Source organism: Billgrantia ethanolica (assembly GCF_021404305.1).
Taxonomy (GTDB): Bacteria; Pseudomonadota; Gammaproteobacteria; order Pseudomonadales; family Halomonadaceae; genus Halomonas; species Halomonas ethanolica.
In genome coordinates this window covers 443,170-465,166 of sequence record NZ_JABFTX010000004.1, presented here as the reverse complement: position 1 = coordinate 465,166, position 21,997 = coordinate 443,170, and the positions used below count along the sequence as shown (strand labels likewise).

Sequence of the window (21,997 nt, the reverse complement as noted above, 5' to 3'; positions counted from 1 at the left end):
TCATGGACGACAGCCTGCTGCCGACGCCGGACCGCCTCGCGGCCTGGCGCCACGACTTCCACCGCCACCCGGAGACCGCCTTCGAGGAGCATCGCACCGGCGCCCGCGTTGCCGAGCTGCTGCGCCAGGCCGGGCTCGAGGTCGTCACCGGCCTGGGCGGCGGCACCGGGGTGGTGGCGATTCTCGACGGCAGGCGCGGCCCCGGGCGCGCCATCGGCCTGCGGGCCGACATCGATGCGCTCGACGTCGAGGAGGCCAACGACTTTTCCCACGCTTCCACCATACCGGGCAAGATGCACGCCTGCGGCCACGACGGGCATACCACCATGCTGCTGGGGGCGGCCTACGCGCTGGCCGCCGACCCCGACTTCGCCGGGCGGGTGTACTTCATCTTCCAGCCGGCGGAGGAGAGCGAGGGCGGCGGTCGCGTGATGGTCGAGGAGGGGCTCTTCGAGCGCTTTCCCATGGACGCCGTCTACGGCCTGCACAACTGGCCCGGGCTCGCCGTGGGCGAGGCGGCGGTGCACGACGGCGCGGTGATGGCCGCCTTCGACGTCTTCACCCTGCGGCTCAGCGGGCACGGCTGCCATGCCGCCATGCCCCACCTGGGCAGCGACACCATCCTGGCCGCCTGTCAGCTGGTCAGCCAGCTGCAGGGGCTCGTCAGCCGCGAGACACCGCCCCATCAGAGCGCGGTGCTCAGCATCACCCAGTTCCACGCCGGCGACGCCTTCAACGTGATCCCGGAGACGGTGGAGCTGCGCGGCACCCTGCGCTGCTTCGATGGTGAGCTGCGCGCCTACCTGGAGCGACGCTTTCGTCAGGCCGTCGAGGCGCTGGCCAGCTTTCACGACCTCAGGGTCGAGCTCGACTATCAGTCGCGCTACCCCGCCACGATCAACGCACCCGAGCATGCGGCGCGCTGTGCCGAGGTGCTCGAGACGCTGCCGGGCGTCAGCCGCGTGCATCGCGACCTGCCGCCGAGCATGGCCTCGGAGGACTTCGCCTTCATGCTCGAGGCCTGTCCCGGCGCCTATATCTGGCTCGGCAATGGCGTATGGAGCGCTGCCCTGCACAACCCACACTACGACTTCAACGACGCCATCGCCCCGCTCGGCGTGGCGTACTGGCAGGCGCTGGTCAAGACCCTGCTCGACGGCTGACGGCGCCTTTCGACACGTCTTCCATGGCCGCAGCGCTGCTGCGGTCCGGATCGACGCGCCTGCCAGACACGACATTCTGCATCTTCTTGAGGAACGACCATGAGAATCTGCGTTATCGGCCTCGGCCAGATGGGCGGTAACATGGCCCTGACCCTGCAAGCCTCCGGCTTCGACGTCACCGGTAGCGACCTGTTCGACAGCGCCCGACAGCGCCTGGCCGAGCAGGGGCTGCCGGTAGTCGCCCCCGACCAACTGCCACCGTGCGACGTCTACCTGCTGTCGCTGCCCACCTCGGCCCAGGTCCGCGAGGTGATCGAGACCTCCCCCGGTCTGCTCGGCCTGGCGCCGAAGGGCAGCGTCATCGTCGATACCTCGACCTCGGATCCGGTGGTCAGCCGGGAGCTGGCCGCCAAGGTCGAGGCCGCCGGGCTGGGGTGGCTCGACGCCCCGGTCAGCGGCGGCCCCAAAGGGGCGGCGACGGGCAAGCTCGGCATGCTGCTCGGCGGCGAGACGGCCACCATAGAGCGCCTGGCGCCGATGCTCGAGGCGATGTCGGCCCGCTACACCCACGTCGGCGGGCCGGGCAGCGGCCATGTGGTCAAGTTGGCCAACAACTACCTCTGCGCCGCCCACCTGCTGACCACCGCCGAGGCGGTGGCCATGGCCGTCCGCGCCGGGGTCGACCCCGGCGCCTGCCTGGCCGGGCTCAACAGCGGCTCGGGACGCAGCGCGGTGAGTGAGGTCAACTTCCCCGAGTGGATTCTCTCCGGGCGCTTCGACTCTGGTTTCACCACCGGCCTGATGCGCAAGGACCTGCGCCTGGCCCGCGACGCTGCCGAGCGCCTCGACCTGCCGCCGGGTCTGCTCCAAGCCGTGGTCGGGGCGTGGCACGCCGATCCCGAACACCCCGCCGATGGCGACGACTTCAACCGTATCGCCGGCGTGCTGCTGGCTGCCGCCAGCGAGGAGACCGCATCATGAACCGTCTCCATCGACAGGCCCAGGAGCGTCTCTCGACGCTGCTCGATGGCTTCGGCCTGCAGGGTGAGGTACCGCTCTCCAACTGGATCGACGGCGCGCCCTGCCCGGGCGAAGGCGAGACGATCACGCTGATCGATCCCGCCACCGGCGAGGCGCTGCTCGACTACCGCGATGCCGGCCCGGCCCTGGTCGAGCGCGCCGTTGCCAGCGCCACCCGGGCGCAGCAGGCGTGGATGGCGCTCACCGCCAGCGAGCGCGGCCGGCGCATGAACGCCGCCGTGCGCGGCCTCGAAGGCCACGAGGAAGCGCTGGCCCAGCTCGAGAGCGTGGTGGCCGGCAAGCCGATCCGCGACTGCCGCGGCGAGGTCGGCAAGGTGCGCGAGATGTTCGAGTACTACGCCGGCTGGTGCGACAAGCAGCACGGCGAGGTGATCCCGGTACCCACCAGCCACCTCAACTACGTACGCCACGTGCCCTATGGAGTGGTGGGCCAGATCACGCCGTGGAACGCGCCGATGTTCACCTGTGCCTGGCAGCTCGCCCCGGCCATCGCCGCCGGCAACGGCGTGGTGCTCAAGCCTTCGGAGCTCACCCCCTTCACCTCGGTGACGATCGCCCGGCTGCTGGAGCAGGGCGGCCTGCCCAAGGGGCTGGTCAGCATCGTCAACGGCCTGGGGCCGAGCACCGGCGCAGCGCTCACCGGTAGCGAAGGCATCAGCAAGCTGGTCTTCGTCGGCTCGCCCCAGAGCGGGCGCCTGATCGCCGAAGCCGGTGCCCGGCGCCTGGTTCCGAGCGTGCTGGAGCTAGGCGGCAAGTCGGCCAACATCGTCTTCGCCGACGCCAGCCTCGATGCCGCCGTGGCCGGTGCCCAGGCGGCGATCTTCGCCGCGGCGGGACAGAGCTGCGTGGCCGGCTCGCGACTGCTGGTCCAGCGCGAAGCCTTCGCGGAAGTTACCGAGCGGCTGGCGCGTGCCGCGGCCGGGATCGAAGTCGGCCTGCCCGGCGACGAGGCGACCCGCATGGGGCCGCTGCAGAACGCCCGCCAGTACGCTCACGTGACGCGCATGATCGAGGACGCCGTGGCCGCCGGCGCGCGGGTGATCGTCGGCGGCAGCCGCCCGGCAGGATTGCCCGAGGAGGCACAGGGCTACTTCCTGGCGCCCACGGTGCTGGTCGACGTCACCCCGGAGATGGAGATCGCCCGCGAGGAGGTGTTCGGCCCGGTGCTGGTGGCGATGCCCTTCGATGACGAGGCGGACGCCGTACGCCTGGCCAACGCCACCCGCTTCGGCCTGGCCGGCGCGGTGTGGACCCAGGACCCGGCCCGCGCGCACCGGGTGGCCGGTCAGCTGCGCGCTGGCACGGTGTGGATCAACGGCTACAAGGCGATCAGCGTGATGTCGCCCTTCGGCGGCTTCGGCGACAGCGGCTTCGGTCGTTCCAGCGGCCTCGACGGCCTGCGCGAGTACACCCTGCCGCAGAGCGTATGGGTGGAGACCGCCAGCGAAGCCAGCGTGGCCATGGGTTACGGCAGCGGCGTGGGTTAACGGGTAGCGGTCGAATCGACGTTCTGGAAGGCCTGCATCCAGCGCTGCAGGTGGCGCAGCAGCAGGATGCTGGCCTTGGGCTGCTGGCGACCGATGCGTGTCACCATGTGTGCCTGGGAGCGCTGGAACAGCGGGTCGTCGACGGGGCGTGCCACCAGACGCCCCTCGGCCAGGTCGTCCGCCACGGCAAAGGCCGGCAGCAGGGTGATGCCCATGCCGCTGCGCACGTACTGGGCAAGAATGGCCATGGAGTTGGTGTTCATGGCCATGCGCGGCCGTAGCCGCGACTGATGGAACGCCTCATCCACCATGTGGCGCACCTGATGGCTGGGGTCCCACATCGCCATGGGTGCCTCGCTCAGCTGCGCCAGGGTCAGGGGCTTGGTCTCTTCGGCCAGCGGATGCTCGGGCGGCAGGATGGCCATCAGCGGCTGCGGGCTCGAAACCCAGAAACGCAGCTGGTGATGCGTGCGCTCATGGAACATCAGGCCGATATGCGCCTGCTCGTTGATCACCGCCTCGATGATGCCCGAGGTACCGGCCAGATTGATATCGATCTGAATACCGGTATATCGCTCGGTGAATTCACGCAGCGGCTTGGCCACCAGGTCGCCGACGAAACCTTCCCCCACCACCAGCGATACGGTGCCGGTCTCCAACCGCTGGTAAGCCTCCAGCGAGGCGATGAAGCTCTCGTCCAGGGCGCCGCGGCGCTCGCAGTATTCGAGCAGCATCTCGCCCACCGGCGTGGGCCGGATCCCCGTGCGCTTGCGCTCGATCAGCGTGGCGCCCAGCGCATCTTCCAGCAGGCTGATCTGTCGACTAACCGCCGACGGTGCGATATCCAGACGAGCGGCGGCCTGCCGCACCGAGCCCGACTCCAGGGTGACTCTGAAATAGACCAGACGCTGGTGAGGTATGTCCACGTGGTGTTACGCCGAAAGAGGCTGGATCAAGGTGGATTTCAGAGGTGCTTGAGCAGCTTCTGAAGCTTCTGCAGGTCGCCCGAATCGCCCACCAGACGCACCTTGCCGGCCATCATGCCATCGAGAAAGGCCTGCTGGCTCGGCTTGCGCAGCACGCGAATGGCGGTGGCTTCATCGTCGAAACGCAGCTCCAGGTCGAGGTCCACCGGCAGTCCGGCACCTACCTGGATGCCCTGGGGGGTCATGCGGTAATGACGGGCAATGGAGAGGTCTTCGGTGGCGATGCCCCAGTCGAGGCTGCGCATCTCGGCGAGCTGCTCGCGAAAACGCGGCTTGCGACGCAGCGCGCGTTTCAGCATCCACCCAAGCAGCCAAAGCATCAGACGCAGCTTCATGTCGAATCCGTTTCGGGCAGGTGGTGGGATACCGCGGCCTGACCAGGCAGGCCGCGCCGGGTGCGATCCGCGCTCGGATCAACCCTTGCCGACAGCGTCCTTGAGGCCCTTGCCCGGCTTGAAGGCAACGGTCTTGCTGGCCGGGATGGCCAACGGCTGGCCGGTCTGCGGGTTCTTGCCGGTGCGAGCGGCACGCTCACGCACGGTGAAGGTACCGAAACCGATGAGGGAGACATCCTGCCCCTGGGCCACACTGCCGGTGATCTCGTCGAGGATGACGTTGAGCACCTGGCTGGCCTTGTCCTTGGATAGTTCCGCACGCTCGGCGATTGCTGCGGCAAGTTCTGGTTTACGCATACAGCCCTCCTGATATTGGCTATATCCCGGCAACATGCCGGTATGTTGTTATGCACGATCGAGTCAAGTTGATGATACCTGCCACTTTCCCCGGGAGAGCCCGGCCCCCTTTGTCTGGGTTCTTCCCCTGCTCATGAAGCGTCAAGCGCAGCGATCATCGGTTGCACCGAGCAGCGAAGCCGGCCGGAGCGATGACGACACTAGCCTAGCAACGGCGGCGTTGCCCGCGCCAGCTCAACTTTCCGCTTCACGCAGCCTCCTGTCAACGCAAAGCCGATCAAACGTTCGTCTTGATCTTCGGCAAGGGCGACCAGATCGCGTCCTTCGCCTTCCACCCGCCAGCGTACCGGTGCCTGCAGCGGTGGCAGGGCTACCACCGGCAGCAGGGGGGTCTTCACCAGTACCGGCCAGGCGCCATAGCTCACCGGGGTGGGCGTGCCGGCAAGCGTACGCGCCAGTACCTTGGCGCTGGCCTGCAGCGGCTGCACGTACATGGCATTGACCCCGTCCACGCAGGCCACGTCGCCGAGCGCGAAGGCACCGGCAGCCGAGCTCTGCAAGTAGCGGTCGACCTGGATACCCGCCGGCCCGGCCTGCAGACCGGCCGCCTGGGCCAGTTCGATGCGCGGCCGCAGGCCGGTGGCCAGGAGCACCAGATCGGCCTCCAGCACGCTGCCGTCGTCGAGCACGAGCCCCACGTCGCTGCCGCTCTCTGCCAGCCGCTGCAGGCCGTGCCCCAGGTAGAGCCTCATACCGGCCTCGGCAAAGGCCTCGCCCAGCGCCTTGCCCAGAGGCTCCGGCAGCAGGCGCGGCAGAGGCGCTCGCTCGGGGGCGACCAGACTCACCGCATGTCCACCCGCCACCAGGTCGTTGGCGAACTCGCAGCCCACCAGGCCGGCACCCACGATGGCCACCCTGGCCGACCGGCCCAGCGCCTCGAGGGCGGCATGAAAGCTCCGGTAGTCGTCCAGGTCGTTGATGCTGAACACCCGCTCCGCGATCCCCTCGGGGATGGCGAAAGGCGTACCGGGCGCCGCACCGGTGGCCAGCACCAGCTCACTCCAGGCCAGACGCTCCTCGCCGATGCACAGGGTGCGGGCGTCGAGATCGATGGCATCGACGCGGGTGTGTGTGCGCAACACCGCGCCCAACTGGTCGGCCACCTCCAGCGCGGAGCGCGCGGCCAGCCGCTCGGGCGGCAGGCGCTTGGCGAAGCCGGTGGAGAGCAGCGGCTTGGAGTAGTCATCGCCGCTGTCGGCGGTGATCAGCGTCACGGGGCGTTCGGTATCCAGAGTGCGCAGTTGCTTGAGCAGGCCAATGCCTGCCATGCCGGAACCGATGATGGTCAGAGGAGCGGTCATGGGGTCCTTGTCTCGCACGGAGCCGCCGGCTCGCGCCACGGCTCGGTCAGATTCGTTCAGGTCGCATGGTACACTATGCGCCCCTATTTCGACCGGAGAGTGCAGGTGACCCGCTACCCCACGGCGCACCATGGCAAGTTCCCCCTGTCCTTGACCTGGCGCCCTCTGGCGGCGGGTCGGCCGGTCATGAGCCCGGCCTGGTGGGCCTGGGTGGCGACCCGCGATTCGCTCACCGCACGTCTGATGGAAGCCGGCAACGGTCGAGTCTTCCGCGTGCGTTTGCTCGAACAGCGTCTGGGACGGCCGCGGCCCGACGAGGCCCGTGCCATGGGCCTGCCTCTCGACCGCATGGCCTGGCTACGGGAAGTGGCCCTGTGTCTCGATGGGCGTCCCTGGGTGGTGGCCCGCTCGGTGGCCCCGCTGGCGCAGCTGCGCGGACAGCGCCTCGAGCGACTGGGCGAGCGCTCGCTGGGCAGCTGGCTGTTCCGCCAGCCCGACCTCGAGCGCAGCCCCATCGAGATCACTGCCGCACCGGCGCCCTTTCACCCGCTGCCCGGCCCTTGGGGGCGTCGCTCGGTATTTCGCCACCGCCGTTTCGCGGTGCTGGTGCAAGAGTTCTTTCTCGACGCCATGGCGGATGAACTGCAGCTGCCGACACGCTAGGATGATCGACATCGAATGAGGAGATACCGATGGATCGCTCCCTGATGCGCCCCAAGGGGCTGGCCCGCCTGCCCGACTTCCTGCACCTGATGCGGCTGGATCGGCCCATCGGCACCTGGCTGCTGATGTGGCCGACGCTATGGGCGCTGTGGGTGGCTGCGCAAGGGCTGCCCGAGCGGCATTTGCTGCTGATCTTCGTTGCCGGGGTCTACCTGATGCGCGCCGCGGGCTGCGTGATCAACGACTACGCCGATCGCCACTTCGACGGCCACGTCAAGCGCACCAAGGACCGCCCCCTGGCCACCGGACGCATCAGCGAGCGCGAGGCCAAGGGCCTGTTCGCCGGCCTGGTCGCCTCGGCATTCGTGCTGGTGCTGTTCACCAACTTGTTCACCGTGATGCTGTCGCTGGTGGGCGTGGTGCTGGCCTTCATCTATCCGTTCATGAAGCGCTATACCCACCTGCCCCAAGTGTTCCTCGGCGCAGCATTCTCCTGGGCCATTCCCATGGCCTTCGGCGCGGTGCTGGGCCACGTGCCGTTGGAAGCCTGGCTGCTGTTCGCCGCCAACGTGGCCTGGACGGTGGCTTACGACACCGAATATGCCATGGTCGACCGCGACGACGACCTGAGGATCGGCATCAAGTCCACCGCGGTGCTGTTCGGCCGCGCCGATCGCGTCATGATCGGCCTGCTGCAGCTGGTCACCCTGGCCCTGCTGGGCTGGGCCGGGCTGCGTCTGGGCCTGGGCGTGTTCTTCTGGCTGGGCCTGGCGGGCATGGCCGCCACCTTCCTGCACCAGCAGTTCCTGATCCGCGGTCGCGAGCGCGAGCGCTGCTTCCAGGCCTTTCTCAACAACCACTGGTCGGGACTGCTGGTATTCGCCGGCATCGCGCTGAGCCTGTGGCCGGTCACCGGCGTCTAACGCCGCTGGCGGCGGTGTCATGCAAATGTCATGATCACATGGTGAGATCGTCACCGACCCGTCACTGACCGCGAGGCCTCGGGATGACCGCCAAGACCGTATTGATCGTCGATGACGAAGCGCCGATTCGCGAGATGATCGCGGTGGCGCTGGAGATGGCCGACTATCGCGTGCTGGAAGCCGCCAATGCCCAGAGCGCCCACGCCATGATCGTCGACAACCAGCCCGACCTGCTGCTGCTCGACTGGATGATGCCCGGCACCAGCGGCATCGAGCTGGCGCGCCGGCTCAAGCGCGAGGAAGCCACCCGCGAACTACCCATCATCATGCTTACCGCCAAGAGCGAAGAGGACAACAAGATCCTCGGCCTCGAAGCCGGTGCCGACGACTACATCACCAAGCCCTTCTCACCGCGCGAACTGGTGGCTCGGCTCAAGGCGGTGCTGCGCCGGACCACGCCCAAGGGCGTCGAGGAGCCGGTGGAAGTGGACGGCCTGGTGCTCGACCCCGTCAGCCACCGGGTCAGCTCCGACGGCAAGCCGCTGGAGATGGGCCCGACCGAGTACCGCCTGCTGCAGTTCTTCATGACCCACCAGGAGCGTGCCTATACCCGCAGCCAGCTGCTCGACCAGGTGTGGGGCGGCAACGTCTATGTGGAGGAGCGCACCGTGGACGTGCACATTCGCCGCCTGCGCAAGGCGCTGGGCGATGCCCACCAGCATCTGGTCCAGACCGTGCGCGGCACCGGCTACCGCTTCTCCAGCAAGGGCTGACGTGCGCCTCTGGAGCCATGAACTCTGGCGCCTTGGCCTGCTTGCTGTCGCCGGCACCCTCATCGGCTGGCTGTTTTCCGCCCCCGGGCTCGGGCTGGCCCTCGGGCTCGCCCTGCGTCTGGTCTATCATCTCAAGCAGCTGCACGCCCTGCGTCGCTGGCTCACGCGTAACCCGCACAGCGAACCACCTGCCGCCACCGGCCTGTGGGGCGAGCTGTTCGACCGCCTGTACCGCTATCAAAAGGGTCAGCGTCAGACCCAGCAGCGCCTGCAGACCACCCTCAAGCGTATCCAGGAATCCTCGGAGGCGATGCGCGACAGCGTGGTGATGCTCGACCAGCATGGCGACCTCGAATGGTGGAACAGCGCCGCCGAGCGCATGCTGGGTCTGAAGGCCGCCCACGACCGCGGCCAGCACATCACCAACCTGATCCGCGACCCGCGCTTCGTCACCTATTTCAATGCCCGCGACTACCGCGAGCCGCTGACGCTGAGTTCGCCGGTGAACGAACGCATGGTGCTGCAGTTCCAGATCACTCTCTACGGTGACGACGAGCGCCTGGTGATGGCGCGGGACATCACCCGCCTGCACCGGCTGGAGGAGATGCGCCGCGACTTCGTCGCCAACGTCTCCCATGAGCTGAGAACCCCGCTGACGGTGCTGGCAGGCTATCTCGAGACCTATGCCACCTACGCCGCGCAGCTGCCGCCGCGGCTGGCACAGGGGCTGACCCGCATGCAAGAGCAGTCCAACCGCATGCAGAACCTGGTCAACGATCTGCTATTACTATCACGCCTGGAGATCGACCGCAGCGGCGAGGACCACCTGCCGCTGGCCATGGATGCCCTGCTTGAGGAGGTGCGCCGCGACGCCCAGGCGCTGGCGGCGGGCCGCCAGCAGGTGCGCGTCGAGCTGGAAGAGACCCGACGCCTGGTCGGCAGCGATACCGAGATCCACAGCGCGCTGTCCAACCTGGCCTTCAACGCGGTGCGCTACACCCCGGAGGGCAGCGAGGTGGTGCTGCGCTGGAAGGCACACCCCAAGGGGGCGTGCCTCGAGGTGCAGGACGATGGCGAAGGCATCGACCCGGTCCATATCCCGCGCCTGACCGAGCGCTTCTACCGGGTCGACAAGGGCCGCAGCAGCGAGACCGGCGGCACCGGCCTGGGGCTGGCCATCGTCAAGCACGTGCTGCTGCGCCACGATGCCTACCTGGAGATCGAATCCCGCCCCAGCCAGGGCGCGCTGTTCCGCTGCGTCTTCCCCGCCGAGCGGCTGGTGGCGGCCGAGGCCGCAGCGAATCACATCTCAGACGCTTGATCCTCGCGGCACTGCCCTGGGTGCTTACTCAGATGGTGGCGACATCCCCCTCACCGCGATAGTGGCGGTCCCACATCAGCACGGCGCCGGCCACGGCACCGGGAAGCAGGAAGAGGTTGGCCAGCGGGATCCAGGTGATCAGCGTCACCCAGCCGCCGAAGGTGAGGGTCTGCCAGGCGTGTGCGCTGAGGCGGCGGCGCATGTCGGCAAAGGTCACCTTGTTGTTGTCCATCGGGTAGTCGAGATAGGTGATCGCCATCATCCAGGCCGAGAACAGGGCCCAGAGCAGGGGAGCAAACACGTTCAGCGCGGGTATCCAGCTGATCACGAACAGCGCCAGCGCCCGCGGCAGGATGTAGCCCAGCTTGACCAGCTCGCGGCCCAGGGCATCCACCGCGGTGCGCGCCAGACCACGGTCGTCCAGCGGCGGCCGGCCGGTGACCTGGACCTCCACCTTGGCCGCCAGGAAGCCGTAGAAGGGCGCGGCGATCAGGTGGGTCACCAGGGTGAAGGTGAAGAACACGATCAGCACCAGACTCAGCACGAACAGCGGCCACAGCAGCCACTCCAGCCAGCCGAGCCAGGCCGGCACCATGGCCATCCACGCCTCCAACCAGCCGCCGAAGCGGGTCATCACGTAGTAGAGCATGGCCGTGTAGACCACCAGATTGACGGCGATCGGCACGTAGACGTAACGGCGCAGGCCGCGGCGATAGACCAGCCGCGTGCCGCGATTGAGTGCCGTGAAGGCGGCCAGCATGATCCTCAGCCCTTGCGAGTGAGCGCATCCTCGTCAAGCTGGTCCGGGTCCATGTGGCGAATATCGAGGCCCTTGACCAGATAGATCACGTACTCGGCCAGATTGTCGGCATGGTCGCCGACCCGCTCCAGGGCACGCAGGATCCACATCACGTTGAGCACCGGACCAATGGCGCGACTGTCCTCCATCATGAAGGTCATCAGCGAGCGCATGGCGCTGCCGTACTCGTCGTCCACCGACTCGTCCTCGTGCACCACACGCAGCGCCAGCTCGGTGTCGAAGCGGGCAAAGGCAGTCAGCGCATCGCGCAGCATGCCGCGCACGTGCTCGCTGATGTGGCGCACCTCGACCAGGCCGCGCACGTTGTTGCCGTTGTCGATCAAGGTCAGGGCGTTGCGCGCGATCTTGCTCGCCTCGTCGCCGATGCGCTCGAGATCGGCGGTGGCACGGATCACCGCCAGCACCAGGCGCAGGTCGGAGGCGGCCGGCTGACGCCGCGCCAGCACCCGCGTGCACTCGTCGTCGATCTTGAGCTGCATGGCGTTGACGTCACGGTCGCGGTCGCGCACCTTCTCGGCCAGGCGACTGTCGCCTTCGAGCAGCGCCTGAATCGCCTCCTGGACCTGCTGTTCGACCAGCCCGCCCATGGTCATCAGTTGTGTCTTGAGGGCCTCCAGCTCCTGGTTGAACTGGCGGGAAATATGCTGACTGTGAGTTTCGCTGGTGATGTCCATGGTGCTCTCCTCGAGCGGCCTGATCAGGCCATACGACCGGTGATGTAGTTCTCGGTACTGCGCAGACTTGGGTTGGTGAACAGAGTATCGGTGGGGGCGTACTCCACCAGTTGGCCATCCTGCAGGAAGGCGGTGTAGTCGGAGACCCGCGCCGCCTGCTGCATGTTGTGGGTAACCAGAATCAGCGTGAGCTGCGACTTGAGGCTGCGGATCAGCTCCTCGATCTTCAGGGTGGAGATCGGATCCAGCGCCGAGGCCGGCTCGTCGAGCAGCAGCACCTCGGGGCGCACCGCCAGCGAGCGGGCGATCACCAACCTCTGCTGCTGACCGCCGGACAGCGACCAGGCTGATGCTCGCAAACGATCCTTCACCTCATCCCACAGCGCCGCCGACTGCAGCGCCCACTCGACGATGTCGTCCATGCGCCGGCGCGTCAGTCCGCCCTGCAGGCGCAGGCCGAAGGCCACGTTCTCGTAGATCGACATGGGAAACGGGTTGGGCACCTGAAACACCATGCCGACTCGCCGCCGCAGCTCGTCCACGGCCACCTCGGGGGCGTGGATGTCCTCGCCTTCGAGCAGAATCCGGCCACTGTGACTGACCTCTTCGTTGAGGTCATGCAGCCGGTTCAGCAGCCGCAGCAGCGTCGACTTTCCGCATCCGGAGGGCCCGATGAACGCCGTGACCCGATGCCGCGGCACGCGCAGGGAGATGTCGCGCAGCGCCGGCTTGCCGCCATAGGCCAGACTCACCCCTTCGATCTCGAAGCAGCTGGCGGTGGGATCGAAGTCGATGATCGAACCCGAGGCGGACGGCTGAAATCGCGACAGTAGGGTCATCGGTGAGCGTTTTCTCCTCATGGGCGCGGCTGCACGCCGTGGCGCGAACGAAAATAATGCCGCAGAAATATGGCAGTCAGGTTAAGCACCAGGATCACCATGACCAGCAGCAGCGCCGTGGCATAGACCAGCGGCAGCGCCGCCTGGACGTCGTTGCCGTGAAAGGCCGTATCGAAGATGTGATAGCCGAGATGCATAAACTTTCGATCAAGATGGATGAAGGGAAACTCGCCGTCCACCGGGATCTGCGGTGCCAGCTTGGCCACCCCGACCAGCATCAGCGGCGCCACTTCGCCGGCGGCGCGGGCCACGGCCAGGATCACCCCGGTGAGCATGGCCGGCACCGCCATCGGCAGCACCACCCGGGTCAGGGTCTCCAGACGCGTGGCACCCAGCGCCAGGGCGCCCTCGCGCTGCTGCACCGGAATCCGCGCCAGGCCCTCTTCGGTGGCCACGATCACCACCGGCAGGGTCAGCAGCGCCAGGGTCAGCGAGGCCCACAGCAGACCGCCGGTGCCGAAGGTGGGCGACGGCAGAGCATCGCTGAAGAACCAGTCGTCGAGCGTGCCGCCAATACCGTAGACGAACACGCCCAGCCCGAACACGCCATAGACGATGGAGGGCACCCCGGCCAGGTTGCGTACCGCAATACGCACCAGATTCGTCAGCCGTCCCTGATGGGCCACCTCGTTGAGGTAGACCGCAGCCAGCACGCCGAAGGGCGTCACCAGCAGCGACATCAGCAGCACCATCAGCACGGTGCCGAAGATCGCCGGCCACACCCCGCCCGCGGTGTTGCCATCCCGCGGCCCCTCGGAGAGAAAGCGCCATACCCCTCGCGCCCAGGCCCCGGCCTTCTCGCCAAGCGACATGGCGTTGGGCTGCCAGGCGCGCAGCACCTCGTCGAGAGGCTGGACCAGACGCCGTCCATCGACGCTTTCAAGCAGCGCCGCCTGACCGTCCATGGCCTGCTGCAGCTCACGCACTCGTGCATTGGCCTCGGCCAGCGCCTGTCGGGCAGCCGTGTCGTCCGGGCGGGCATCGAGGCGTCGAATCAGCGGTCGCAGCACGTCTCGGCGCAGCCGGTCATACTCATCACGCAGTCCCCCGAGCTCCGCCAATCGCGCCTCCAACCGGGCCCAGGCCGCTTCACGGGACTGCGCCGACGGCAGCGCATCGGACTCCCCCACCGCCACCAGCCGGCCGATGAAGGCGCCGTGCCGCCTGCGCTCCAGCACCACCAGTTCGGCTGGCCGCTCGCTGGCCACGATGCTATCCACCGGCAGCCAGTGCCAGACATGGCCGTCCAGATCACGATTGCCGGTGAAGTAGAGCCGCTCGCGCCCGGCTCGATGTTCCAGCGGCAACTCGCGCACCGCCTGTCCCGCCAGCAGACGGCCATCCTCCAGCTCGACGAGCGTCACCGAGACGGGCCAGAAGTGCCCCAAGCCGCGTACGGCCAGCAACAACAGCAACCCTCCCAGCATCAGCAGCGACAGCGCCACGCTGCCGGCGGCCAGCCAGGCCCAGGGCCCTTCCGAGCGCGCCAGCCGGCGCCTCATGCCGCACCACCCAGCCAGCGATAACGCCGCCTCAGGCGACTGCGTACCACCTCGGCCAAGGTGTTGACCAGGAAGGTGAACAGGAACAGCAGCAGGGCCGCCAGCATCAGCAGCACATAGGCCTCGCTGCCCGGCACGGCCTCGGGCAGTTCGACGGCGATACCGGCCGCCATGCTGCGCATGCCCTCGAACGGGCTCAAGCTCATCAGCGCGGCGTTGCCGCTGGCCATCAGCACGATCATGGTCTCGCCCACGGCGCGACCGGTACCGATCATCACCGCCGCGAAGATACCCGGCGACGCCGCCGGCAGCACCACCCGCCACAGCGTCTGCCAGCGGGTGGCACCCAGTGCGTGGGCGCCCTCGCCGAGTCGGCTCGGTACGCCGGAGAGCGCATCCTCGGCCAGGGCATAGATGCTGGGCATGACGGCAAAGCCCATGGCCACGCCCACGATCATGGCATTGCGCGTGGAATAGTCGAGCCCCAGTTCACGATCCAGCCACACCCGCAGGTCACCGCCGAACAGCAGCCCTTCGAGCCAGGGGGCGAGGGCAAAGGTCACCAGCGCCAGCAGCAGCAGCCAGGGAACGAGCCACAGCCCGGCGCGCGCCAACGACAGCCCACGCCGCCAGCCCGACGGCAAGCGGCGCCAGAGGCCCGCCGCCAGCAGCACCCCCAGGGGCAACGCCAGCATGAGCGTCAGGACGCCGGCCAGATGACGCTCGACCCAGGGGGCCATGACCAGCCCGGCCACGAAGCCGACCACCACGCCCGGCATGGCCTCCATCATCTCCAGAGTCGGTTTCATGCGGCTACGCAAGCGCTGGGTCATGAACAGCGCCGAATGAATGGCGGCCCCCAGCGCCAGCGGCACGGCAAAGAGCATCGCCCATAGGGCCGCCTTCAGCGTCCCCCAGGCCATTGGCGTCAGCGCAACCCGCACCCGCTCCATGTCCAGCCGGCCAGCGAGCAGGACCGGCAACACTTCGACGACGAGAAAAGCGCCGATCGCCATGACGGCCACGATCACGCCGATACCGCCCGCCGCGATGAGCCCCGTGGCCAGTCGATCGAAACGTCGGCGCCAGGGCGAGCGGGGAGCGGAAGCGAGATTTGGGGGCTCTATCATGATCGGCAGCCTATAGCGGCTTGATGACAGTTTCGTGACACGCGCTCAGGGCCGCGTGACGTCGAGGCCCAGCAGCTCACGTTGGGCGGTCAGATGCTCCTCCGCCAGCGCCACGAAGCCCATCTCGGCGACCGTACGCTGCCCCTGAGAAGACAGAATGAGATCCAGCAGGGCCCGCTCCGGCCCGGCGAGCGCCTCTCCGGGGGGGAGGTTGACGTAGAGAAAGAGCGCACGGCCAAGCGGGTACTCGCCCTGGCGCACCGTTTCGGCAGCGGGGGCATGTCGGCGCCCCTCGCCATCCTCGATGGCGAGAGCCTTGACTCCGGGAGTCAGATGATTGAGTCCGACATAGCCGATGGCCTCGCGGCTCTCGGTGACCGCCGCCACCACGGCGGCAGAGCCCGGGTGCTCGTTGAGCCGTGGGCTGTAGCTGCCGCCACACAGGGCCTGCTGGCGGAACAGGCCAAAGCTGCCGGAGGCGGGATTGCGCCCGTTGAGCTCGATCCTGCCCCCTCGCCCCGCGACGCCGAGCTGCTCCCAGCGCAGGATCGCCTCGTCGCCACCGCAGCGGCGCGTGGTCGAGAAGATGGCGTCGATCTCCTCCAGCCGCAGCGACTCCAGCGCATGGTGACGGTGCACGATGACCGCCAGAGCGTCTCGTGCCACCTCCACTTCCAGCACCGGATAACCGTGCCGTTGGTGGAAGGCCTCACGCTCGCTGTCGCTCATGGCCCGCGACATTGGCCCGAGTCGGGTGGTGCCGGCCGCCAGCGCCGTGGGAGCACTGGCCGAGCCGCTGGCCTGGAGCTGCAGGCGAATGCCCGGATGGCGCTCGCTGAGCTGTTCGCCCCAGCGCAGCATCAGCCCGGCCATGGTGTCGGAGCCCACCACGCCGAGCGTACCCACCGGCTCATCGCCGTGGGCCGTGGACATGGCCCAGGCCAACAGCAGCGCCAAAGCGCTGTGCCATAGCCTGCGCCGACCACGCGCCTTGCCGAAAGGGATCATGAGAGGCTCCTTGCCGCGGACTGGGACGATAGCTCACGAGTGACGGCTTGTCGCAGCGCTGGTGAGGCCCGGGCTTGGCGTATAAGATGGCCCCCAGCAAGCGCTGCAACGCAATATCGCCGCCCACAACAACAAGCCGAGCATACGACATTCCATGACCGACCTCGACGACGTTCCCGCGCCCCAGGGGCAATTGACACTCAAACTGCTGGCCGATCGCCAGGATACCAACCTCTATGGCGACATCCCCGGTGGCTGGCTGGTGCGCCACATGGACCAGGCCGCCGAGCTGGCGGCGGGCCGTGAGGCGCGTGGTCGCACTGCCACCGTGGCCATCGAGACCATGGACTTCCTGTGTCCGGTGCGTGTCGGCTCGATGGTCAACATCTTCACTGCCGTGCGCGAGATCGGCCACAGTTCGATCAAGATCGACGTCGAAGTCTGGATCCGACAGCTCCACGAACGCGAGAGCAGCGAACTGCACAAGGTCACTGAGGCCCGCTTCGTGATGGTGGCGCTGGACGACAAGGGGCGCATCCGCGCGGTACGTCAGACCGGCTGAGATCCTCCAACGCAGCGAGGGCGCCAATAGGCGCCCTCGCTGCTTTCGACGTCGTCGATCAGCTGACGATGGTGTCGCGGGTCTTGAGATACTCGTACTCGCCCACGTCGCTGAACGGCCGCACCAGCGCCTGGAACGCGCGGTAGGACTCGTAGACCTTGGCCGAGTCGGGGTCGTTCTCCACCTGCTGCTGGATGACCTGCTGCGACGACTCGTAGAGCGCCTCGATGACGTCCTGCGGGAAGGTGCGCAGCTGCACGCCATGCTCCTCCACCAGGGTGGCCAGCGCCTGAGCGTTGCGATAGGCGAACTCGCTTATCATATCCAGGTTGGACGCCTTGGCGGCTTCGCGAACCACGGCCTTGAGGTCGTCGGGCAGGGCGTTCCAGGCGTCCAGGTTGACGGTTCCTTCGAGCACGGCGGTCGGCTCGTTCCACGGCGAGGTGTAGTAGTAATCGGCCACCTGGTGCAGGCCGAAGGCCATGTCGTTGTAGGGGCCGACCCAGTCGGCGGCGTCGAGCACGCCGGTCTGCATGGAGGTGAAGATCTCGCCACCCGGCATGTTGACGGTGGTCACGCCGATGCCGTTCATGGCCTCGCCGGCCAGGCCCGGCAGGCGCAGGCGAATGCCCTGCATATCGGCCAGCGAGTTGATCTCGCGCTTGAACCAGCCGGCCATCTGGGCCCCGGTGTTGCCCACGGCGAACGGCTTCAGGTTGTGCTTGGCGTAGATCTCGTCCCACAGCTCCTGACCGCCACCGTGATAGAGCCAGGCGTTCATTTCGGTGGTGTTCATGCCGAAGGGCACAGCGGTAAAGAACTGCGAAGCGGCGACCTTGCCGCGCCAGTAGTAGGAAGCGGAATGGCCCATCTCGGCGGTGCCGGCGGCCACGGCATCGAACACTTCCATGGCCGGTACCAGCTCGCCGGCACCGTGCACGCGCACGCGCATGCGGCCGTTGGAGAGCTGTTCGATACGCTGCGCGAATGCATTGGCACCGGTACCCAGGGCCGGGAAGTTGGTCGGCCAGGAGGTGACCATGTCCCAGGTGATGGTTTCCTGCGCCTTGGCGGTGGAGACGAAGGGGGCAGCGACGACGCCGGCAGCACCGAGGCCGGCGGTCTTGAGGAATTTACGGCGTTGCATGCTGGCATGACTCCAGGTGGTTATTCTGAGTCGCGTCTAATCAAGCGCGATGTGTCCGCCAGTGAGTATGCTTAATGGCAATTTGGGCAGCAAGCGCGGCTTTTGACGTAGACGTCAACGTACCCAGGAATACGCTGAGCTCTCTATAATGGAGTGAGCTTGGCAAACCCCAGCACCAGCCACTTGTCGCCCTCGCCCTCGAAGCTGACCTGCACCCGGGCCCGCGCGCCCTCGCCCTCGGCGTTGAGAATCACCCCCTCGCCGAAGACGGGGTGGTGCACCCGCTGGCCGAGACTCAGGCTGGGCAGGTCGTCGCCGCCGTCGACCGAGGTCTGACGCGACAGCCCCACCGCCGGACGCATGGCCGTCACCGGCCGCGAGATCTGCCCACGCAGCCGCACCTCCTCCAGATACTCGGCGGGGATCTCGCGCAAAAAGCGCGACGGCCGCTGGAAGGTCTCCTTGCCGTGCAGGCGGCGAATCTCCGAATGCGTGAGGTAGAGCTTGCGCATGGCACGGGTCAGGCCGACGTAGCACAGCCGCCGCTCCTCCTCCAGACGACCGGGCTCCTCCAGTGACATCTTGTGCGGGAACAGCCCCTCTTCGACCCCGGCAATGAACACCACAGGAAACTCCAGCCCCTTGGCCGAGTGCAGGGTCATCAGCTGTACGCTGTCCTCGAACTCGTCGGCCTCGTGTTCGCCGGCGTTGAGCGCCGCCTCGGCGAGGAAGGCCTCCAGCGCCACAGCGCCCTCGCCGGCCTCGGGCGGATCGAAGGATTCGCCCTGGGTGAAGGCGCGGGCAGCGTTGATCAGCTCTTCCAGGTTCTCGACGCGGGCTTGTCCCTTCTCGCCCTTCTCGTTGCGATGATGCTCGACCAGCCCGGAGCGCTCGTTCACATGATCGATGATCTCGTGCAGCCTCAGGCCGGCGGTGTCGTTGTCGAGCACTTCGATGAGATCGGCGAAGAGCTGCAGCGACGCCCCGGCGCGTCCCTTCAGCGAACCGTCGGCCAGACCATCGTGCAGTGCCTGCCACAGCGACACCCCGGCCACACGCGCCCGCTCGCGCAGCTGCTCCACGGTACGGGTGCCGATGCCCCGCGGCGGCACGTTGATGATGCGCTCCAGCGAAGCGTCGTCGTCGCGGTTGAGCAGCAGACGCAGGTAGGCCAGGGCGTTCTTGATCTCCAGCCGCTCGTAGAAGCGATGACCGCCATAGATGCGATAGGGCATGCCCTGGCGGATCAGGGTTTCCTCGAGCACCCGCGACTGGGCATTGGACCGATAGAGGATGGCCACGTCGCGACGCCGGTAACCCTCGTCGACCTTCTCCCTGATGGTGTCGACGATGAAGCGCGCTTCGTCCAGGTCATTGAAGCCGGCATAGACCGAGATCGGCTCGCCGCGGGCGCCGGCCGTCCACAGCTCCTTGCCCATGCGCTCGGCGTTGTGGCTGATCAGGGCGTTGGCGGCATCGAGAATAGCGCTGGTGGAGCGGTAGTTCTGCTCCAGGCGCACGGTATGGGTGCCTGGGAACTCCTGCTCGAAGCGACGGATGTTCTCGATCCGCGCGCCGCGCCAGCCGTAGATCGACTGGTCGTCGTCGCCGACCACGGTCATTGGGGTCTTCATGCCGGTGAGCAGCTTGAGCCAGGCGTACTGCAGGGTGTTGGTGTCCTGGAACTCGTCGACCAGCACATGGGCGAAGCGCTCCTGGTAGTGAGCCAGCAACGCCGGGGTATCGCGAAGCAGCTCCAGGCTCCTGAGCAGCAGCTCGCCGAAGTCGACCAGACCGCCGCGCTCGCAGGTGAGCTGGTAACGCTCGTAGAGCTCGACCATCTGGGCCATGTAGGCGTCACCGTGCACGTCGACCTGATGCGGGCGCAGCCCCTCCTCCTTGCAGCCGGAGATGAAGTACTGCACCTGGCGCGGCGGGTAGCGCTCGTCATCGATCTGGTGATCCTTGAGCAGGCGCTTGATCAGGCGTAGCTGATCGTCGGAGTCGATGATCTGGAAATGCTGCGGCAGCCGTGCGTCCTGCCAGTGGGTGCGCAACAGGCGATGGGCAATGGAGTGGAAGGTGCCGACCCAGACGTTGCGCAGCGACAGCCCCAGCAGCGCCTCGAGCCGCGTGCGCATCTCGCGGGCCGCCTTGTTGGTAAAGGTCACGGCGAGGACGGCGTAGGGCGAGAGCCCCTCGGCCTGCATCAGCCAGGCGATGCGATGCACCAGCACCCGGGTCTTGCCGGAGCCGGCTCCGGCCAGCACCAGCATGTTGCCCTGGGGGGCGCTCACCGCCTCGCGCTGGGCCGGGTTCAACTGATCGAGAATCGCCGTGACGTCGTCCATGGAAGGGGTCTGCCGCTGGAAAAAATGAGCGCCCAGCTTAGCATATCCGCCCGCCTCGACATGAGCGGCGCTACACGCCGAAAGTCATCGTTCGCGGCTGTTCCGCCGGCGCCCCATGACAAGCTAAGAGCGACGGTCCGACGCATCGGCACCGCCGGCGGCCAGCTGTCTTCACAAGGGCCCGAGCGCAGCAATAAATCAGCCTTTCCTCAGGGTTTGCCTTCCTGCTCCGGAAACCTCAACGGCGTCAGGCTCTTCTTGACCGCCTTGAGCTGCTCGGCGAGCTTCGGTCCGCGGGTCTTGGCCACGCCCACGGCGAGCACGTCGATCAGCACCAGGTGCGCAACGCGCGAACTCATCGGCGTGTAGATCTCGGTGTCCTCGTGCACGTCGATGTAGAGCGGCAGGGTCACCTCCTCGGAGAGCGGCGAACCGCTGGGGCACAGGCCGATCACCGTGGCACCGGCCTCGCGGGCCAGGCGCACGCTGGCCACCAGGGCGCGGGTACGTCCGGTCTGGGAGATCGCCACCACCACATCGCCCTCCTTGAGAGTCACCGCCGACATGTTCTGCATGTGGGGGTCGGCGTAGGCCGCGGTGGAGATCTGCAGACGGAAGAACTTGTGCTGGGCATCGAAGGCCACCGCCCCGGAGGCGCCGAAGCCGTAGAACTCGACCCGGTTGGCCATGGCCAGCGCCTGGATCGCCCGGCTCAGGGCCTCGTTGTCGAGGCGGTCGCGCACCGACAACAGGGTGCCCACGGTGGAGTCGAAGATGCTCTGGGAGAACTCGGCGACGGAGTCGTCGTCGTTCATCGAGAACTGGGCGAACTGGCTGCCCGAAGCCAGCATCTGCGCCAGCTTGAGCTTGAAGTCCTGGAAACCGTTGCAGCCCAGCGCCCGGCAGAAGCGCACCACGGTCGGCTCGCTGACCTTGGCCTCGGTGGCCAGATCGACGATACGCATGTGAATGACTTCTTCGGGATTGCGCAGCACGAAGCGCGCCACTTTCTGCTCGGAGCGGCGGAAAAGCTCCATGCGGCGTCTCATTTCATCGAACAGGGCGCGGCTCACGCTGAACTCCTTGGTTTGACGAACGCAGAATCTCAGTATGCACGATCCCGACTCGCTTGGGGGAGTTTCGCTCCACAGCGTGGAATGGCCCACTTCGTCATCATTCTGTCAAGTAGGGTATAGTAAAGATGCTGTGATTTGATCTTGCCGTACAGACGAAGATAAGGCACAGAAGAAGAAGGGAGGGTCGATCATGAGTAAGGTCGAACGAGTCACTTCCGTCAAGAATGAACTTCTCGACATCTTCATGAGCATCAACGTCGCCGAGCATGAGAAGCGCTCTCGCAGCGCCGCCCAGCGAAACCTGCGCGCCCGCCGCGGAATCGAGCTGCACCAGGAGTTCAAGCAGCTGGAGCGGGACATCGCCGACCTGGTCGACGACGAAAGACACTGAAGCGGCCGCCCAGCGGCGGCCGCAACA

At 67.2% G+C, this 21,997-nt stretch carries 22 protein-coding genes; 9 read left to right on the top strand and 13 right to left on the bottom strand.

The window, feature by feature from the left end:
• Positions 1-2: 2 nt before the first annotated feature.
• From HOP53_RS18735 to HOP53_RS18725, 3 genes are all read left to right on the top strand, one after another.
• The gene (locus HOP53_RS18735; RefSeq protein WP_234271409.1) at positions 3-1,163 is read left to right on the top strand and encodes a M20 aminoacylase family protein; all 1,161 of its coding nucleotides are present in this window, start codon (positions 3-5) and stop codon (positions 1,161-1,163) included.
• A gap of 99 nt (positions 1,164-1,262) precedes the next feature.
• Positions 1,263-2,144 carry an NAD(P)-dependent oxidoreductase gene (locus HOP53_RS18730; RefSeq protein ID WP_234271408.1) on the top strand — a complete coding sequence of 294 codons (882 nt, stop codon included), beginning with the start codon at positions 1,263-1,265 and terminating at the stop codon, positions 2,142-2,144.
• Positions 2,141-3,691, top strand: a complete 1,551-nt coding sequence (locus HOP53_RS18725) for an aldehyde dehydrogenase family protein (protein ID WP_234271407.1) — start codon at positions 2,141-2,143, stop codon at positions 3,689-3,691. Before HOP53_RS18730 ends, HOP53_RS18725 begins: the two co-directional genes overlap by 4 nt.
• Here HOP53_RS18725 and HOP53_RS18720 read toward each other — a convergent pair.
• The 4 genes from HOP53_RS18720 to HOP53_RS18705 all read right to left on the bottom strand — a co-directional run bounded on the left by HOP53_RS18720 (position 3,688) and on the right by HOP53_RS18705 (position 6,730).
• Positions 3,688-4,617, bottom strand: a complete 930-nt coding sequence (locus HOP53_RS18720) for a LysR family transcriptional regulator (RefSeq protein ID WP_234271406.1) — start codon at positions 4,615-4,617, stop codon at positions 3,688-3,690. The genes HOP53_RS18725 and HOP53_RS18720 overlap by 4 nt on opposite strands.
• 38 nt (positions 4,618-4,655) lie before the next feature.
• Entirely contained in the window at positions 4,656-5,012 is a 357-nt protein-coding gene (locus tag HOP53_RS18715; protein WP_234271405.1) for a hypothetical protein, read from the bottom strand.
• Positions 5,013-5,090: 78 nt separating this feature from the next.
• The gene (locus tag HOP53_RS18710; protein ID WP_010625919.1) at positions 5,091-5,369 is read right to left on the bottom strand and encodes an HU family DNA-binding protein; all 279 of its coding nucleotides are present in this window, start codon (positions 5,367-5,369) and stop codon (positions 5,091-5,093) included.
• Positions 5,370-5,569: 200 nt separating this feature from the next.
• The gene (locus HOP53_RS18705; protein ID WP_234271404.1) at positions 5,570-6,730 is read right to left on the bottom strand and encodes an FAD-dependent oxidoreductase; all 1,161 of its coding nucleotides are present in this window, start codon (positions 6,728-6,730) and stop codon (positions 5,570-5,572) included.
• Between the two features lie 99 nt (positions 6,731-6,829).
• On the opposite strand from HOP53_RS18705, the gene HOP53_RS18700 reads away from it, so the two are divergent.
• From HOP53_RS18700 to phoR, 4 genes are all read left to right on the top strand, one after another.
• Entirely contained in the window at positions 6,830-7,393 is a 564-nt protein-coding gene (locus HOP53_RS18700) for a chorismate--pyruvate lyase family protein (protein WP_422677628.1), read from the top strand.
• 29 nt (positions 7,394-7,422) lie between these two features.
• On the top strand, positions 7,423-8,316 hold the full coding sequence (gene ubiA, locus HOP53_RS18695) for a 4-hydroxybenzoate octaprenyltransferase (RefSeq protein ID WP_234271402.1): 894 nt from the start codon (positions 7,423-7,425) through the stop codon (positions 8,314-8,316).
• Between the two features lie 83 nt (positions 8,317-8,399).
• Positions 8,400-9,089, top strand: a complete 690-nt coding sequence (gene phoB / locus HOP53_RS18690) for a phosphate regulon transcriptional regulator PhoB (protein WP_234271401.1) — start codon at positions 8,400-8,402, stop codon at positions 9,087-9,089.
• Between the two features lies 1 nt (position 9,090).
• On the top strand, positions 9,091-10,410 hold the full coding sequence (phoR, locus tag HOP53_RS18685) for a phosphate regulon sensor histidine kinase PhoR (protein ID WP_234271400.1): 1,320 nt from the start codon (positions 9,091-9,093) through the stop codon (positions 10,408-10,410).
• Positions 10,411-10,438: 28 nt separating this feature from the next.
• On the opposite strand, the gene cysZ is transcribed toward phoR, so the two are convergent.
• The 6 genes from cysZ to HOP53_RS18655 are packed head-to-tail and all read right to left on the bottom strand — an operon-like array spanning position 10,439 to position 16,443.
• Positions 10,439-11,170, bottom strand: a complete 732-nt coding sequence (gene cysZ, locus HOP53_RS18680) for a sulfate transporter CysZ (RefSeq protein WP_234271399.1) — start codon at positions 11,168-11,170, stop codon at positions 10,439-10,441.
• Between the two features lie 5 nt (positions 11,171-11,175).
• Complete coding sequence (gene phoU / locus HOP53_RS18675; protein ID WP_234271398.1) at positions 11,176-11,904, bottom strand: phosphate signaling complex protein PhoU; 729 nt, start codon at positions 11,902-11,904, stop codon at positions 11,176-11,178.
• A gap of 23 nt (positions 11,905-11,927) precedes the next feature.
• Positions 11,928-12,743 (bottom strand): phosphate ABC transporter ATP-binding protein PstB, encoded by an 816-nt coding sequence (pstB, locus tag HOP53_RS18670; RefSeq protein WP_103968774.1) that lies wholly within the window; start codon positions 12,741-12,743, stop codon positions 11,928-11,930.
• A 17-nt stretch (positions 12,744-12,760) separates the two neighbouring features.
• On the bottom strand, positions 12,761-14,305 hold the full coding sequence (gene pstA / locus HOP53_RS18665; protein ID WP_234271397.1) for a phosphate ABC transporter permease PstA: 1,545 nt from the start codon (positions 14,303-14,305) through the stop codon (positions 12,761-12,763).
• Positions 14,302-15,435 carry an ABC transporter permease subunit gene (locus HOP53_RS18660; protein ID WP_234271396.1) on the bottom strand — a complete coding sequence of 378 codons (1,134 nt, stop codon included), beginning with the start codon at positions 15,433-15,435 and terminating at the stop codon, positions 14,302-14,304. The genes pstA and HOP53_RS18660 overlap by 4 nt, the downstream gene beginning before the upstream one ends.
• Before the next feature lie 45 nt (positions 15,436-15,480).
• Positions 15,481-16,443, bottom strand: coding sequence for a PstS family phosphate ABC transporter substrate-binding protein (locus HOP53_RS18655; protein WP_234271395.1), 963 nt, complete (start codon positions 16,441-16,443; stop codon positions 15,481-15,483).
• A 154-nt stretch (positions 16,444-16,597) separates the two neighbouring features.
• Between HOP53_RS18655 and HOP53_RS18650 the strand changes: the two genes are divergently transcribed.
• Entirely contained in the window at positions 16,598-17,005 is a 408-nt protein-coding gene (locus HOP53_RS18650; protein WP_234271394.1) for an acyl-CoA thioesterase, read from the top strand.
• Positions 17,006-17,063: 58 nt separating this feature from the next.
• Here HOP53_RS18650 and HOP53_RS18645 read toward each other — a convergent pair whose 3' ends face one another.
• The 3 genes from HOP53_RS18645 to hexR all read right to left on the bottom strand — a co-directional run bounded on the left by HOP53_RS18645 (position 17,064) and on the right by hexR (position 21,576).
• A complete protein-coding gene (locus HOP53_RS18645) occupies positions 17,064-18,152 on the bottom strand; it encodes a TRAP transporter substrate-binding protein (RefSeq protein WP_234271393.1) in 1,089 nt (362 codons plus the stop codon).
• A 143-nt stretch (positions 18,153-18,295) separates the two neighbouring features.
• Complete coding sequence (gene uvrD / locus HOP53_RS18640) at positions 18,296-20,503, bottom strand: DNA helicase II (protein WP_234271392.1); 2,208 nt, start codon at positions 20,501-20,503, stop codon at positions 18,296-18,298.
• A gap of 209 nt (positions 20,504-20,712) precedes the next feature.
• Entirely contained in the window at positions 20,713-21,576 is an 864-nt protein-coding gene (gene hexR, locus HOP53_RS18635; RefSeq protein WP_234271391.1) for a transcriptional regulator HexR, read from the bottom strand.
• A gap of 193 nt (positions 21,577-21,769) precedes the next feature.
• On the opposite strand from hexR, the gene HOP53_RS18630 reads away from it, so the two are divergent.
• Positions 21,770-21,970, top strand: a complete 201-nt coding sequence (locus HOP53_RS18630) for a PA3496 family putative envelope integrity protein (RefSeq protein WP_234271390.1) — start codon at positions 21,770-21,772, stop codon at positions 21,968-21,970.
• The last annotated feature ends 27 nt before the right edge of the window (positions 21,971-21,997 follow it).